This is a genomic window from Catenuloplanes nepalensis (assembly GCF_030811575.1).
GTDB lineage: Bacteria > Actinomycetota > Actinomycetes > Mycobacteriales > Micromonosporaceae > Catenuloplanes > Catenuloplanes nepalensis.
Genome location: NZ_JAUSRA010000001.1, coordinates 770,052 through 783,525, shown reverse-complemented (window position 1 = coordinate 783,525; position 13,474 = coordinate 770,052). Strand labels below are relative to the sequence as shown.

The window sequence follows — 13,474 nt, the reverse complement described above, 5'->3', positions numbered from 1 at the left end:
CCCGGGCGGCCGACTGATCCCATGCCGACCGGCCACACCGGCCGGGTTGAAATGGGTCACCCGAAGAGGTCTTCGGCGCGTCGGACCTGGGCCTCGCGTTCAGCGCGGTCGGCGTCGGCGTAGGAGCGGTCCGCGGCGGCGGCGAGCAGCGCCTTGATCTCGATGACCGCGTCGCGGTTGCTCGCGAGCACGGCGGCGGTGAGGTCGGCGGTGGCGGAGGTCAGCTCCGCGGCCGGGACGACGATGTTGGCGAGTCCCATGGCCACGGCCTCGGACGCGGCGATGCGGCGGCCGGTCACGCAGATCTCCAGCGCGCGGGCGTAGCCGACCAGCTCGACGAGGCGCTTGGTGCCGCCCAGGTCGGGCACCAGCCCGAGCGTCACCTCCGCCATCGAGAGCTTCGCGTCGTCGGCCAGGATGCGCAGGTCACAGGCGAGCGCGAGCTGGAACCCGGCGCCGATCGCGTGGCCCTGCACGGCCGCGATCGTGATCAGGTCGGGCCGGCGCAGCCAGGTGAACGCCTCCTGAAACCCGGCGATCCGGTCCGCGGCCTCGTCGTCCGGGAGCGCGGCCAGGTCGGTGAAGTCGCCACCGCCGAGGACCGCGCGGTCGAGACCGGCGGAAAACGCGCGCCCCTCGCCCCGAACCACAACAACCCGGACGTCTCCGGTGAGTTCGCGGGAGAAATTGCGCAGAAGGCGCCACATATCGGGAGTCTGTGCATTGAGCACGTCGGGCCGGCACAACGTCACCGTCGCGACCGGCCCGTCGTTTTCGAGCCGCACGCCACTATCTGAATTCATCGGGGGGATCCCGGACGCGCGTACTGTTTGCCGGCGATTACCGGGCTCACGCCTTCTTGCGACGGCGAGCACCGCCGCGCTGGCGCAGTTGAACGCCGCTTTCGGTCAGAACTCGGTGCACGAAACCGTAGGAACGGCCTGTCGAGGCGGCCAAGGCGCGGATACTTTCCCCAGAGGTATACCGCTTTACGAGGTCCTTGGCGAGCGTCTGACGCTCCTGCCCGACAATTCGGCGACCTTTCTCAGTGCTGGTGGCTGTGCCAGTGGCTGCCATGTTGAATCCTCACGTCCCAGACTGTGCGGTTCGATGCGGTCCCACCTATTAGACCGCCTCGAACGATCATGCGCCAGATACCATTCGTTCGCCAACCGACACGCATGCCACTGTCGGGCCGCGGTCACGGCGGCCGAGTCGCTTCGTGGGCTGGCTCGTTACCCGCCTATCGGCTTGTACCTGCGCATTCTTGGCGCCGCCCGCGTGGTGCGGCATCGTCGGCCGTACATCGGGGGCGGTACGGAGTGTGCCAAGATTTTCACACTCCCGTGTCGCCCCCGACAAGAGAGGCCGGCAATACCTACCGTCACTGAAATTTTCGGCGCCAATTCCACTCACGGGAACTGTGAAACATGGGATTAGCTGCGGCTCAGGCGAGCTCGACCAGCTCGAGGAGGTCGTCGCTCCACGCGTCCTCGTCACCGTCCGGAAGAAGGATCGCGCGATCCGGCTTGAGCGCCAGCACGCAGCCCGGGTCGTGGGTGACGAGCACGATCGCGCCGGGGTAGTTCGCGATCGCGTCCAGCACCTGCTCGCGGCTGGCCGGGTCCAGGTTGTTCGTGGGCTCGTCGAGGAGCAGCACGTTCGCGCCGGAACAGACCAGCGTGGAGAGCGCCAGCCGGGTCTTCTCGCCACCGGAGAGCACGCCCGCCGGCTTGTTCACGTCGTCGCCGCTGAACAGGAACGCGCCCAGGATCTTCCGCAGGTCCGTGTCCGACTGGTCCGGCGCGGCGCTGCGCATGTGCTCCAGGATCGTGCGATCCACGTCCAGCGTCTCGTGCTCCTGCGCGTAGTAGCCGAGGCGCAGCCCGTGCCCCGGGTTCACCGACCCGGTGTCCGACTCCAGCAGGCCGCCCAGCATGCGCAGCAGCGTGGTCTTGCCGGCGCCGTTCAGGCCGAGGATCGCGACCCGGGAGCCGCGGTCGACCGCCACGCTGACGTCCGTGAAGATCTCCAGCGAGCCGTACGACTTGGAGAGGTTCGACGCGGTCAGCGGCGTCTTGCCGCACGGCGCGGGCGCGGGGAAGCGCACCTTCGCCACCCGGTCCGCCGAGCGCACCTCCTCCAAGCCGCCGAGCAGCTTCTCCGCGCGCTTCGCCATGTTCTGCGCGGCGACGGTCTTGGTGGCCTTCGCGCGCATCTTGTCGGCCTGCGCCATCAGCGCGCCGGCCTTCTTCTCCGCATTGGCCCGCTCGCGCCTGCGGCGGCGCTCGTCCGTCTCGCGCTGCTCGAGGTACGACTTCCAGCCCAGGTTGTACTGATCGACCACGGACCGGGTGGCATCCAGGTACCACACCTTGTTGACCACGGCCTCCAGCATCGCGCCGTCGTGGGAGATCACCACGAGCCCGCCCTTGTGCGCGGAGAGGAAGCTCTTCAGCCAGTTGATCGAGTCGGCGTCCAGGTGGTTGGTGGGCTCGTCGAGCAGCAGGATGCCGCTGTCGCCCGCGTCCCGGAACAGGATCCGGGCCAGCTCGATCCGGCGGCGCTGACCACCGGAGAGCGTGCCGATCGTCTGCGCCAGGATCCGGTCCTCCAAGCCCAGGTTCGCGCAGATCCGGGCCGCCTCGGCCTCGGCCGCGTAACCCCCGAGCGCGGCGAACCGGTCCTCCAGCGCGCCGTACTTGCGGACCAGGCGGTCGTCGGAGTCGACGGCCAGCTTCTCCTGCAACTCGTTCATCTCGCGAAAGATCGAGTCCAGACCGCGGGCGGAGAGCACGCGGTCGCGCGCGGTGACGCCCAGGTCGCCGGTGCGCGGGTCCTGCGGCAGGTAACCGGCCTCGCCCTTGCGCTCGACCTTCCCGGCGTACGGCTGGCCCTCACCGGCGAGCACCTTCAGCGTAGTGGTCTTGCCCGCGCCGTTGCGGCCGACCAGGCCGATCCGGTCGCCCGGCTGGATCCGCAGGTTGGCCTCGGACAGCAGGATGCGGGCTCCGGCACGAAGCTCCAGGCCGGTGGCGGTGATCATGCGGTGACTCGCTCTCAGATCAGATCCCGGCCGGAAAGCCCCGGCACAGAGAGAAGCTCCGCGCATCGGCGGAGCACCAACCTTCAGTGTACCGATGACCCAACACACCCTCCGCCGGATTGATTTCCAAGATCAACGGGTACGTCGATGGCACCCCCGCACACGAGTGGAGCCGGACGATGGAGCTCAACGAGAACGCACGGATCGACACCGACCAGATCACCGACCGGCGCGGCAGCGGCGGCGGTGGCGGCGGGCTGTCCGGCATCCCGATCCCGATCGGCGGTGGCAAGGGCGCCTGGATCGGCCTCGCGGTCTTCCTGCTGGTCTCGCTGGTCGGCGGCGGCCTCGGCCTGAACGCGATGGGCGGCGACGGCGCCGGGTCCGGCAGCGGATCCGGCGAGCCGCTGGCCCAGGAGTGCGCCGCGAACGACCGCCTGCAGCAGCTGGAGTGCCGCAACGCGCTCTACGTCAACTCGATCCAGGACTACTGGAAGGACGCGCTGCCGCAGGCCTTCGGCGAGCAGTACGCCGAGTCCGACACGGTCTTCTTCGAGCAGGCCGTCAGCACCGGGTGCGGCAACGCGGACTCCGGCGTCGGCCCGTTCTACTGCCCGGCCGACGACCTGGTGTACATCGACCTCACGTTCTACCGCCAGCTCGCCGACCAGCTCGGCGCGCCCGGCGAGTTCGCCCAGCCGTACGTGCTGGCCCACGAGTACGGCCACCACGTGCAGGACCTGCTCGGCACGGAGGCCGAGATGCGGCGTGCCCAGGAGCGCGACCCGGGCGCGGCCAACCAGCTCTCGGTGGCGCTGGAACTGCAGGCCGACTGCTACGCGGGCGCCTGGGCGAAGAACGCGACCGGCACCGACGACGCGAGCGGCCAGAAGATCTTCAAGAGCATCACCGACCAGGACATCCAGGAGGGCCTGGACACCGCGGCCGCGATCGGCGACGACACGCTCCAGCAGAAGTCCGGCAACCCGGTCGACGAGCAGGCGTTCACGCACGGCTCCTCCGCGGACCGCCAGAAGTGGTTCCGCACCGGCTACGACACCGGCGACCCCAAGTCCTGCGACACCGGCCTCAGCTGATTCCCTGGCCGGTCATCCCACAGCCGCTAGCTTGGGGCCAGGCCGGGGCCGGGCAGTTCAAGGTCAAAGGCTTGGATATTCCCGCTTCCGGCGTGGGCACTTTCCGAGTGCTCCCGCGGGCACCGGTCGTCGCTGGCGCTCCTTCCTGTCAGCTGAGTGGGGGCCCGCTTTCCAAGATCAGGGCGTCCCCGAAGTCGTACTGACGACTTCGGGGACGCCCTGATCACGATTCCGGGGCGGGGTCGTGGATGACGATCGTGATGGCGCGGGCCTCGGGGAGCGCGGCCTCCAGGACGGTCTGGCGGGGCTCGGGGACGTCCAGGAAGCGCTCGGCGCGCAGCTCCAGCAGTGGTGCGAGGCGGCGGTCGGCCAGGATCGCGTCCACGGCGGCCCGGTCGCCGCCGGTGACCAGCGTGGTCAGCTCCCGGGCGCGGGGCAGCAGCAGGCGCACCGCGATGTCGGCGGCCCCACCGGCCGCGGCCTTGGCCTGGTTGCCCCGGCGGCGGGCGAAGCGCTGCTGGGACCAGCCGCCGGCCGCGGTCCGGGACTGCACGTAGCTGCGGTCGACCTTCGACTCGCGCAGGTCGTCGCCGATCGCGTAGCCGACCGCGACCGCGGACTTGCGGGCCAGCAGCAGGCCGAGCGGGCGGGGCGCGACCGCGGCCGCCAGGAACGACTCCGGGTCGCCGGCCAGTGGCGCGCCCGGCGGCGCGTGCAGCTCCGCGACCGCGCCGTCCGGGGCTTCGAGGCGCATCTCGTACCCCCGCATGGTTTGCAGGGGTGGCCCGTGCCGGGCCGTGAAGTTGTCGAGCCAGCGGGTCAGGCGGCCGGGGACCACGTCGACCCGCCGGCCGCCGCCCGCGGCGGGTCGCGCACGCATGCCCACAGCGTAGTGGGCTAGTCGCTCTCCTCCAGCAGCAGCGCGCGGTGGTCGCCGAGGAGCCGGCGCAGCCGTTGCAGGCAGCGCTTGCTCTGCGACTTCACGACCGTGGTGGAGACGCCCATCACCTCGGCGACCGTCTCCACGCTGTGGTCCTCCCAGTAACGCAGCACGACGATCGCGCGGTCCCGTTCCGGCAGCGTGCCGAGCGCCTCCAGCAGCGTCATCCGCAGTTCCGGGCCCGTGTCCGGGGCCGGGGAGTCGAGCTGGTCGCCGGTCGCGATGCCGACGAACTCGCGGCCGCCCTTGCGCCGGTGGTCGAAGAGCGCGTTCATCAGCACCTTGTGGCTGTACGCCTCGACGTTGACGGTGCCGTGTATCCGGTTCCATGACACGTACATCTTGGTGAGCGTGATCTGGGTCAGGTCCTGGGCGAGGTGCCAGTCGCGGCACATCAGGAACGCGGTGCGCCGCAGCCGCTCCGCCATCGCCTGGGCGAACTCGACGTACTCGTCCTCCTGCTCCTGACGCGCGGCCCGGGCCCGGCCGGTGCGCAGCAGGCGGCGCGCGCCGGACTCGGACGGTGGCTGTGGTGGAGCGGAGGGGGCCACGGCCGGCGCCGCCAGAGCGTAGTTGCCGGTAACGCTGGTCACTCAGCCTCCAACAATCGTGGGCAGCTCGGGTTGGTTGATCGCGCCCGCCTTGACCAGGTCGGCCGGCATCTCCGGCCCCCACTGCGGGTTCAGCACCACGGTGACCGCCTCCTGCAACGACAGCGCGACCTGGCCGGGCGGGTTCTGCCGGCCGTCCCACATCAGGCAGTCGCCGAGCATCAGGGACACCATCACGCCGTCCGCGCGGTAGAACGAGACGCGTTGGAACAGCGTGCACTCGTCCGGGTTGTTCTCCACCACCAGCAGCCCGACGCCGGGCATGTTGACGCAGGACCGCATGGCCACGCACAGCCGGGACGCGAGCCCGTCCGTCCTCGGCTCCGGACCGGCGAGGTGGAGGCGGATCATCCCGTAGCCCTCGCCCCGGTCGAGGTACATCTGCACGAACGTGGACCCGGCCTCGTCCTCCGCGGGCGCCCGGTAGGCCAGCCCGCCGATGTCGCCCTTCGGGACCAGGTAGGAGAGCAGCTCCAGCGCGGACTCCGGCGTGGTGCGCGAGAGCCCCTGTTCGGCCACGGTGTCCGTCGACGGCGTGGTGAGGTCGATCCCGCGCAGGCTGCCCGTGCAGTCGATCATCCAGAGGCCGCCGCTGCCCCAGCCGTCGCTCGCGGCCGCGCTCGCCCGGGCTGGAACGGACTTCTGCGCCGGGTCGGAGGCGGTGCTCACGCCGGGGCTCGGCGTGGTGCACCGCTCCGGGGCCGCCGGAGCCGCCGGTGCCGCCTGTTCCGGCTCGGCCGCCACGGTCAGCGACGGTGAGGACTCCGCGGTGGGCGGCTCGGCGGAGCCGGTCGGTCCGCCCAGCGCGAACAGTCCCGCGACGGCGAGCACAACGGCCGCGGTACCGCCGCCGGCACCGGCGAACCACCGATGCCGGCGGCGGACGCGTCGCCCCGAGTCGACGGACACCCGCACCACGTCACCGAGCGGTGGGGGCGTCTCACCGGCGAGCTCCTCCTCGAGGAGCCGGCGTAGTTCATGAGTCACAGCGGTGTTTCCCTCTTCCGGCCGACGTCATGAAGACTCCGCGGACGCCGGTTCGGTGACACAGTGAGCCGATGGATGTCGTGGACCGGCTGATGATCGCCTATCGCGCGGCCGCGGACCCGGAGCGTGCGGTGGCGATGAGCGCCTACATGCGCGACCTCTTCCCGTTCCTCGGCATTCCCACGCCGCGCCGCCGGGCGCTGGACCGCGCGGTGCTGGCCGGGCTGCCGGCTCGCACCGCGTCCGACGTGCCGCTGGTCGCGGAGCTCTGCTGGGAGCTGCCGGAACGCGAATATCAGTACTTCGGCGCGGATTGGCTGCGCCGGGCCGCGCCGAGGTCACCGGCCACGCTGCTGCCGGTGGTGCGCGGGCTGATCACCACCAAGTCGTGGTGGGACACGGTCGACACGCTGGCCACCCGGGTCGTCGGCCCGCTCGGCGCGGCGCACCCGGCGGTCCGCGACGAGATGGACGAGTGGATCACCGACCCGGACGTGTGGGTGATCCGGACCGCGCTGCTGCACCAGCTGCACTACGGCGCGGACACGGTGACCGAGCGGCTCTTCGCGTATTCCCTGCGTCAGGCCGGGCACCCGGACTTCTTCGTGCGCAAGGCGATCGGCTGGGCGCTGCGGCACTACGCCCGGACCGCGCCGGAGGAGGTGCGCGCGTTCGTCACGGCTCACGCGGACGTGCTGTCGCCGCTCTCCGTCCGGGAGGCGCTCAAGAACCTGTGACGCGCACCGAGGATCAAACGATCAGGGCGCACCACGAGGGTACGGCCGGGGCGTACCCATCGGGCCAATGTGCCGGTCTCGTCCCTGATGTCGGTTCCGAGGCCGATGACCGGTGCGTCCAGCGCCTCGGCCAGTTCCCCCGTGTGCCGCCCCGGCGCCGCGGTCAGGATCGCGAAGCCGGGGCCGAGCACGTCGTCGAGCAGCACCTCGCGGCCCCGGTGCCACACCCGGGGCTGTGGCAACACCCGGCCGGTCGGCGGCCGGCTCCACCAGGGGCGCAGCGCGCTCGGGCCGATCAGCGGCGCGATGCCGCGCAGGCCGGCCGCGGTGAAGCCGGGCACCCGCACGGCCACGGCCAGCACGGCGCGGCGCACCGCCGCGGCGCCGTCCTGTCCCCCGGTCATCGCGGCGCCGAGCAGGCGCGCGGCCTGGATCAGGCGCAGCGCGGGCCGGCGGCGCTCCCGCTGGTAGGTGTCGAGTAGCGCCTCGCCGGCCCGCCCGGTGAGCACCAGCTCCAGCTTCCAGGCCAGGTTCGCCGCGTCGCGCAGCCCCGCACCCAGCCCCTGCCCGATGAACGGCGGCGTCTCGTGCGCGGCGTCGCCGAGCAGGAAGACCCGCCCGTGCCGCCAGCGGTCCGCGATCCGGGCCCGGAACGTGTACGCGATCCGCCGCCGGATCTCCACGCTCGCGCTGCCGGTCCACGGCGCGAGCAGCGCGTCCGTGTCCGGGCCGTCCGCGGTCTCGCCGGGCAGCAGCCGGAACTCCCAGCGGTACCGGTCCGCACCGATCCGCATGAACGTGGCCGCCCGGCGCGGGTCGCTGACCTGGTGGACGCCGCCCCAGTGCCCGAGGTCGTCCCCGCTGACCGCGTCCACGACCAGCCAGTCCTCGCTGTAGCCGAGGTCGGTGCTGCGCGCGCCGATCAGCGCGCGGACCGTGGAGTTCGCGCCGTCACAGGCGAGGACCGCATCGAACCTCTCGGCGTAGGTGCCGGTTCTCGATGTCAGAGTGGCGCGGGTGCCGTCCAGGGCACGCAGTTCGGTGCCGGTGCGCAGCTCCGCGTGCGGCAGCGCGGCCAGGCGCGCGCGCAGCAGCGCGTCCAGCACCGGCTGGTCGAACATGTTCGCCTGCGGCCACCCGTGCATCCCGACCGGGCTGTCCCGCCGGAACTCGGCCAGCGTGCGCAGCCGTGCGTCCACGATCCGCAGACCGAGCGCGGGGCGGCTGATCGCGCTGAACCCGTCGGCCACGCCCGCCCACTGCAGGATCCGGTGCCCCTCGTCGTCCAGGTGCACCGCGCGCGGCAGCGGGTACGGCTCGTGGTGCCGTTCGGCCACGACCACCGGCACGCCACGCTGGGCGAGCAGGATCGCCGCCGTCAGCCCCGTCGGGCCCGCGCCCACCACCAGCACCGTCACCCTCACATACAACCCCAGACCACGGCACCGCGCTCGCGGCGTGACCAGGGGCACGGCTCCCCGCCGACCCCAGCGCCCCCGGAGATCGACCGGAAGGATCATTGAGTGATACCTCAGGTAGATCAACAAGCGAAGTCGATCGACCTCACGTATCACTCAATGATCCTTTGCAGGGTCAGGAGACGATGGTGTGCGCGGCCAGGGCTGCGACGAGGGCTGCGGAGGCCAGGGCGGTCAGCAGTCGGCCGCGCCGGCTGGTCAGCACGCGGCCGACCACGGAGCCGCCGGCCGCGATCAACAGCTGCCAGCTCGCCGACGCCAGGAACGCGCCCAGCACGAACGCCGCCGCCGCTCCCGGCGGCAGGTCGCCGGAGGCCTGCCCGGCCAGGACAAGCGCGCCGAAGTAGACGATGGTCATCGGATTGAGCAGGGTCAGGGCGAGAATCCCGCCGTACGCACGGATCGGCGTGGTCAGCGCGGTGCCGGTCGTGGCCGCGCGGGCCGGATCGCGGTGGTGGCGGATCGCGGTGATCGTGGTGTGCACGGCGAGTCCGATCAGGACGGCCGCGGCGATCCAGCGCATCGGCGTGGCGACCGGCGCGATGACCCCGGCCAGCGCCGAGCCGCCGGTGACCGCGACGGCCGCGTAGAGACCGTCCGCGGTGGCCACGCCGAGCGCGGCCGCGGCGCCGACCCGCGGCGACGTGCGCGCGGCGAGACCGGCGATCAGGATCGCGATCGCTCCGACCGGCACCGCCACGCCATACCCGGCGACCACCCCGGCCAGGAATGCGGCGCTCATCGTCGCGGGCGTCCGGCCGAGCCGATCGCGTCACCGGCCTGCTGCCGCCCGGCCCGAACGGCCGTCGCGACAGTGAGCCGGTTCCGCTTCGCCTCGGTCATGCGGCCATCCTGCGCGCCGGTGCGCGGTTCCGGCCATCCGTTTTCCGGTGCGCTGCCCACCGCGCCCGCACCGGCTTTGCTCTGCTTACCGGCACGGCGGCACGCGGCGCAGGCGTGAATAATCCTCTGGGTAACGATGTCGAGGCCTATTTCCAGGTCAGCCTTTCAGGGAGGGCTATTCAGCGCGTTGCGCGCCGACAGCGCTGGCCTGCGGCGCCGCGGCGTCGGCTCGCCCCCGCTGAATAAGCCTTAGGGTCGGAGTGAGCAGGCGCGTCGCAGCGCCGCGTCCTTGTATTCCGAAATTTCGGGTGCGCAGCGCCCGGATGGCCGACGTTGCTCCGCGGATGCGGTCGTCAGCTCTGCTCTGCTTACCAGCGCCGCACCACTCGCGTCACCGGTCAGCTCGGCTTGCCGACGCCGTGGCGTTTGCGGGATCGGGCGGTGCGACATCGAGGTAAGCGGAGCTGGAAGCCGCCGAAAAGGTGTGGAATGTCCGGCGAGCGCTGCTGGCTACGCCGGACCGGGCATGGCACCCTGCCGTTGCACCCGGCGGGCGTGGAGGCGCGCCGGGACCGCAGCGTCGTGGCGAAGCGGGGGTGGATGGTCAGGTCAGATAGGCCTGGAGGAGGGTGCGGAGGGCGTCCGCGTCCGCCACGTTCGTGTGGGGGGTGATGGACGGGTGCGAGACCGGCTCCGGGGACATCAGGATGGTGGCGCCGACGCCGGCGCGGCGACCGCAGAGCACGTCGCGGTCGAGCTTGTCGCCGGCGAACCAGGCGTGGGTCAGGTCGACGCCGAGGCGGTCCGCCGCGTGCTTGAGGATGGCCGGGTTGGGCTTGCGGACGCCGACCTCGTCGCTGTAGATCTCCGCGCCGAACGCGCCGTCCAGCGGTGACGCCGCGATGATCTCGCGGAACGCGGCGCCGCAGAGCGTGTTGCTGACCACCGCGACCGGCAGGCCCGCGTCGACCGCGGTCCGCACCAGCTCGACGATGCCGGGCAGCAGCGTCCAGTCGTTGTTGTCGATCAGCCAGAGGCGGCTGAGCACCTCGGCGCTGTCCCGGACCGCGGTGCGCGCGGCGGCCGGCCAGTCAGCCGCCACGTACTCACCCCAGAAGTCCTGCTGGGTCAGCTCCGGCGGCGCGGACGGGCGGGACATCGCGTCGCGCCACGAACGGTACGCCGCGAGACCCGCCGCGTGGTCGGCACGGACCCGGTCGGCGGGCACGGACGGCCCGGCGATGCGCGCGAGGACCTCGATGAACGCGTCCTCGCGGCCGGGGCGGGCCTCCGCGCGGCCGATCACCCCGTGAAAGTCGAGCAGCAACGCCCGTGGCCTGATCAACACGGCATTGATCCTGACATGTGTGCGCCAATGGGCCGTATCGGGGGATCCCCCGATACGGCCCGAGTCCACAGCGGCCGGTGCCCGGATCGTCCGAGCACCGGCCCGCCGGCGAATCAGACGTTGAAGCCGAGCGATCGGAGCTGGTCCCGGCCCTCGTCGGTGATCTTGTCCGGGCCCCACGGCGGCAGCCAGACCCAGTTGATCCGCACGTCGTTGACCAGGCCACCGTCCGGGCCGCTCATCAGCGCGGTGCGGGTCTGGTCCTCGATCACGTCGGTCAGCGGGCAGGCCGCGGACGTGAGCGTCATGTCGAGCGTGGCGACCTTCTCCGCGTCCACGTAGACGCCGTAGATCAGGCCGAGGTCGACGACGTTGATGCCGAGCTCGGGGTCGACGACGTCCTTCATCGCCTCCTCGATGTCCGCGACCAGCTTCGGGTCGACGGCCACCGGAGCGCCCGCGGCCGGCGCGGCCTCAACAGCCGCCGAAGCGGCCGGCGCCGCCGGAGTGGCCGAAGCGGCCGGCGCCGCCGGAGTGGCCGAAGCGGCCGGCGCCGCCGGAGTGGAGGAGGGAACGGTGGCGTCGTAGATCGACGCAGGGGTGTCAGTCATGAGACGAACCTTTCAGGCAGCGGGTGTGGTCACGGCCACGCCGGCACGCGCCGCCGCGTCCTTGAACGCCATCCAGGGCAGCAGCGCGCACTTCACGCGCGCCGGGTACTTCGCGACGCCGGCGAACGCGACGCCGTCACCGAGCAACTCCTCGTCGGGCTCGACCGTGCCTCGCCCGCCCATCAGGTGCGCGAACGCCGCATGCACCCGGGACGCCTCGTCGGCCCGGCGGCCCTGCAGCAGCTCGTGCAGCACGCTGGCGGACGCCTGGCTGATCGAGCAGCCCTGCCCGTCGTAGGAGATGTCGGAGAGCACGCCGTCCGAGTCCACCGCGACGCGCATGGTGACCTCGTCGCCGCACGTGGGATTCACGTGGTGCGCCTCCCCGCCGAAGGGGTCGCGCAGCCCGCGCCCGTGCGGGTGCTTGTAGTGGTCCAGGATGATCTCCTGGTAGAGCCCGTCAAGCATCGCTCGTGCCCCTCAGCCGAATATCTTCCGCACCTGATCGAGGCCGCGCACGAGCGCATCGACCTCCTCGGTGGTGGTGTATAGATAGAACGACGCACGGGTCATCGCCGGAACGCCATATCTCGCGCAGACCGGCCGCGCGCAGTGGTGGCCGACGCGCACCTCCACGCCGAGCGAGTCGAGCACCTGGCCGACGTCGTGCGGGTGCACGCCGTCGAGCGCGAAGGAGAGCGTGCCGCCGCGGCCGACCGGCGTCTCCGGCCCGAAGATCCGAAGACCGGGAACCGCGAGAAGGGCATCCAGCGCGTACGCGGTGAGCTCCTTCTCGTGCCAGGCGATCGCCTCCATGCCGATGCCGGTGAGGTAGTCCACGGCCGCGCCGAGGCCCACCACCTCCACGATCGGCGGCGTGCCGGCCTCGAACTTGGCCGGCGGCGCCGCGAACGTGGACCCGCTCATCGACACGGTCTCGATCATCGACCCGCCACCGAGGAACGGCGGCATGGCCTTGAGCAGCTCATACCGGCCCCAGAGCACGCCGACACCGGTCGGGCCGCACATCTTGTGGCCGGTGAACGCGATGAAGTCCACGTTCAGGTCGCGCACGTCCACCGGGATGTGCGGCGCGGCCTGGGACGCGTCCAGCATGACCAGCGCGCCGACCTCGCGGGCGCGCGCGGTGATCGCGGACGTCGGGTTGATCGTGCCGAGCGTGTTGGAGACCAGCGCGTACGACACGATCTTGGTGCGCTCGTGGATCAGCTCGTCGAGCTTGTCCAGCTGCAGCCGGCCCTGGTCGGTGATGGAGAACCAGCGTAGCTTCGCGCCGGTCCGCTCGCAGAGCAGCTGCCACGGCACGATGTTGCTGTGGTGCTCCATCTCGGTGATGACGATCTCGTCACCGGGCCCGATCCGGAAGCGCGGGTCGTCGGCGCGCTCGGAGAACGAGTACGCCACCAGGTTGATCGACTCGGTGGCGTTCTTGGTGAACACCACCTCGTCGACGCTCGGCGCGTTGATGAAGCCCGCGACCTTCGCGCGGGCCCCCTCGTACGCCTCGGTCGCCTCGGTGCCGACCGTGTGGACGGAACGGGACACGTTGCCGTTGTGCCGTTCCAGGTGCGCCTGCATGACCTCGAGCACCTGGCGGGGTTTCTGCGACGTGTTGCCGCTGTCCAGGTAGACCATGCGGTGACCGTTGACCTCACGGTCGAGGATCGGGAAGTCGGCGCGGACCTTCTCCACGTCGAACCGGGGCTTGTCCTCGTACTGAGGCATGCCCTGCGGAATCGCGGCGGTCGACATCAG

Annotated in this window: 14 protein-coding genes; 2 read left to right on the top strand and 12 right to left on the bottom strand. The window is 71.5% G+C overall.

What is annotated here, in order from left to right; genetic code table 11:
- Nucleotides 1-56: 56 nt before the first annotated feature.
- The 3 genes from J2S43_RS03330 to J2S43_RS03320 all read right to left on the bottom strand — a co-directional run bounded on the left by J2S43_RS03330 (nucleotide 57) and on the right by J2S43_RS03320 (nucleotide 3,046).
- Nucleotides 57-803, bottom strand: a complete 747-nt coding sequence (locus tag J2S43_RS03330) for an enoyl-CoA hydratase/isomerase family protein (RefSeq protein WP_306827062.1) — start codon at nucleotides 801-803, stop codon at nucleotides 57-59.
- A 46-nt stretch (nucleotides 804-849) separates the two neighbouring features.
- Nucleotides 850-1,077: a helix-turn-helix domain-containing protein gene (locus J2S43_RS03325; RefSeq protein WP_306827061.1), complete on the bottom strand. Its 228-nt coding sequence runs from the start codon at nucleotides 1,075-1,077 to the stop codon at nucleotides 850-852.
- Between the two features lie 370 nt (nucleotides 1,078-1,447).
- Entirely contained in the window at nucleotides 1,448-3,046 is a 1,599-nt protein-coding gene (locus J2S43_RS03320) for an ABC-F family ATP-binding cassette domain-containing protein (RefSeq protein WP_306827060.1), read from the bottom strand.
- A 179-nt stretch (nucleotides 3,047-3,225) separates the two neighbouring features.
- Between J2S43_RS03320 and ypfJ the strand changes: the two genes are divergently transcribed.
- Entirely contained in the window at nucleotides 3,226-4,143 is a 918-nt protein-coding gene (ypfJ, locus tag J2S43_RS03315) for a KPN_02809 family neutral zinc metallopeptidase (RefSeq protein ID WP_306827059.1), read from the top strand.
- A gap of 223 nt (nucleotides 4,144-4,366) precedes the next feature.
- On the opposite strand, the gene J2S43_RS03310 is transcribed toward ypfJ, so the two are convergent.
- From J2S43_RS03310 to J2S43_RS03300, 3 genes are read right to left on the bottom strand one after another with little or no spacing between them, the layout of a single operon-like run.
- Nucleotides 4,367-5,023 (bottom strand): acVLRF1 family peptidyl-tRNA hydrolase, encoded by a 657-nt coding sequence (locus tag J2S43_RS03310; protein ID WP_306827058.1) that lies wholly within the window; start codon nucleotides 5,021-5,023, stop codon nucleotides 4,367-4,369.
- Between the two features lie 17 nt (nucleotides 5,024-5,040).
- A complete protein-coding gene (locus J2S43_RS03305; protein WP_306827057.1) occupies nucleotides 5,041-5,676 on the bottom strand; it encodes a sigma-70 family RNA polymerase sigma factor in 636 nt (211 codons plus the stop codon).
- Nucleotides 5,677-6,681, bottom strand: coding sequence for a hypothetical protein (locus J2S43_RS03300; protein ID WP_306827056.1), 1,005 nt, complete (start codon nucleotides 6,679-6,681; stop codon nucleotides 5,677-5,679). It lies immediately after the preceding gene.
- Nucleotides 6,682-6,752: 71 nt separating this feature from the next.
- Here J2S43_RS03300 and J2S43_RS03295 point away from each other — a divergent pair, with 71 nt between their 5' ends.
- Nucleotides 6,753-7,418: a DNA alkylation repair protein gene (locus J2S43_RS03295; RefSeq protein ID WP_306827055.1), complete on the top strand. Its 666-nt coding sequence runs from the start codon at nucleotides 6,753-6,755 to the stop codon at nucleotides 7,416-7,418.
- On the opposite strand, the gene J2S43_RS03290 is transcribed toward J2S43_RS03295, so the two are convergent.
- The 6 genes from J2S43_RS03290 to J2S43_RS03265 form a co-directional block, all read right to left on the bottom strand.
- Complete coding sequence (locus J2S43_RS03290; RefSeq protein ID WP_306827054.1) at nucleotides 7,364-8,836, bottom strand: bifunctional 3-(3-hydroxy-phenyl)propionate/3-hydroxycinnamic acid hydroxylase; 1,473 nt, start codon at nucleotides 8,834-8,836, stop codon at nucleotides 7,364-7,366. The two genes, J2S43_RS03295 and J2S43_RS03290, sit on opposite strands and share 55 nt — an antisense overlap.
- A gap of 175 nt (nucleotides 8,837-9,011) precedes the next feature.
- Entirely contained in the window at nucleotides 9,012-9,638 is a 627-nt protein-coding gene (locus J2S43_RS03285; protein ID WP_306827053.1) for a LysE family transporter, read from the bottom strand.
- A gap of 705 nt (nucleotides 9,639-10,343) precedes the next feature.
- Nucleotides 10,344-11,087 carry an HAD family hydrolase gene (locus J2S43_RS03280; RefSeq protein WP_306827052.1) on the bottom strand — a complete coding sequence of 248 codons (744 nt, stop codon included), beginning with the start codon at nucleotides 11,085-11,087 and terminating at the stop codon, nucleotides 10,344-10,346.
- Between the two features lie 113 nt (nucleotides 11,088-11,200).
- Entirely contained in the window at nucleotides 11,201-11,698 is a 498-nt protein-coding gene (locus J2S43_RS03275; RefSeq protein ID WP_306827051.1) for a metal-sulfur cluster assembly factor, read from the bottom strand.
- A gap of 12 nt (nucleotides 11,699-11,710) precedes the next feature.
- Complete coding sequence (gene sufU, locus J2S43_RS03270) at nucleotides 11,711-12,166, bottom strand: Fe-S cluster assembly sulfur transfer protein SufU (protein WP_306827050.1); 456 nt, start codon at nucleotides 12,164-12,166, stop codon at nucleotides 11,711-11,713.
- 12 nt (nucleotides 12,167-12,178) lie between these two features.
- Nucleotides 12,179-13,471 (bottom strand): cysteine desulfurase, encoded by a 1,293-nt coding sequence (locus tag J2S43_RS03265; RefSeq protein WP_306827049.1) that lies wholly within the window; start codon nucleotides 13,469-13,471, stop codon nucleotides 12,179-12,181.
- Between the last annotated feature and the right edge of the window lie 3 nt (nucleotides 13,472-13,474).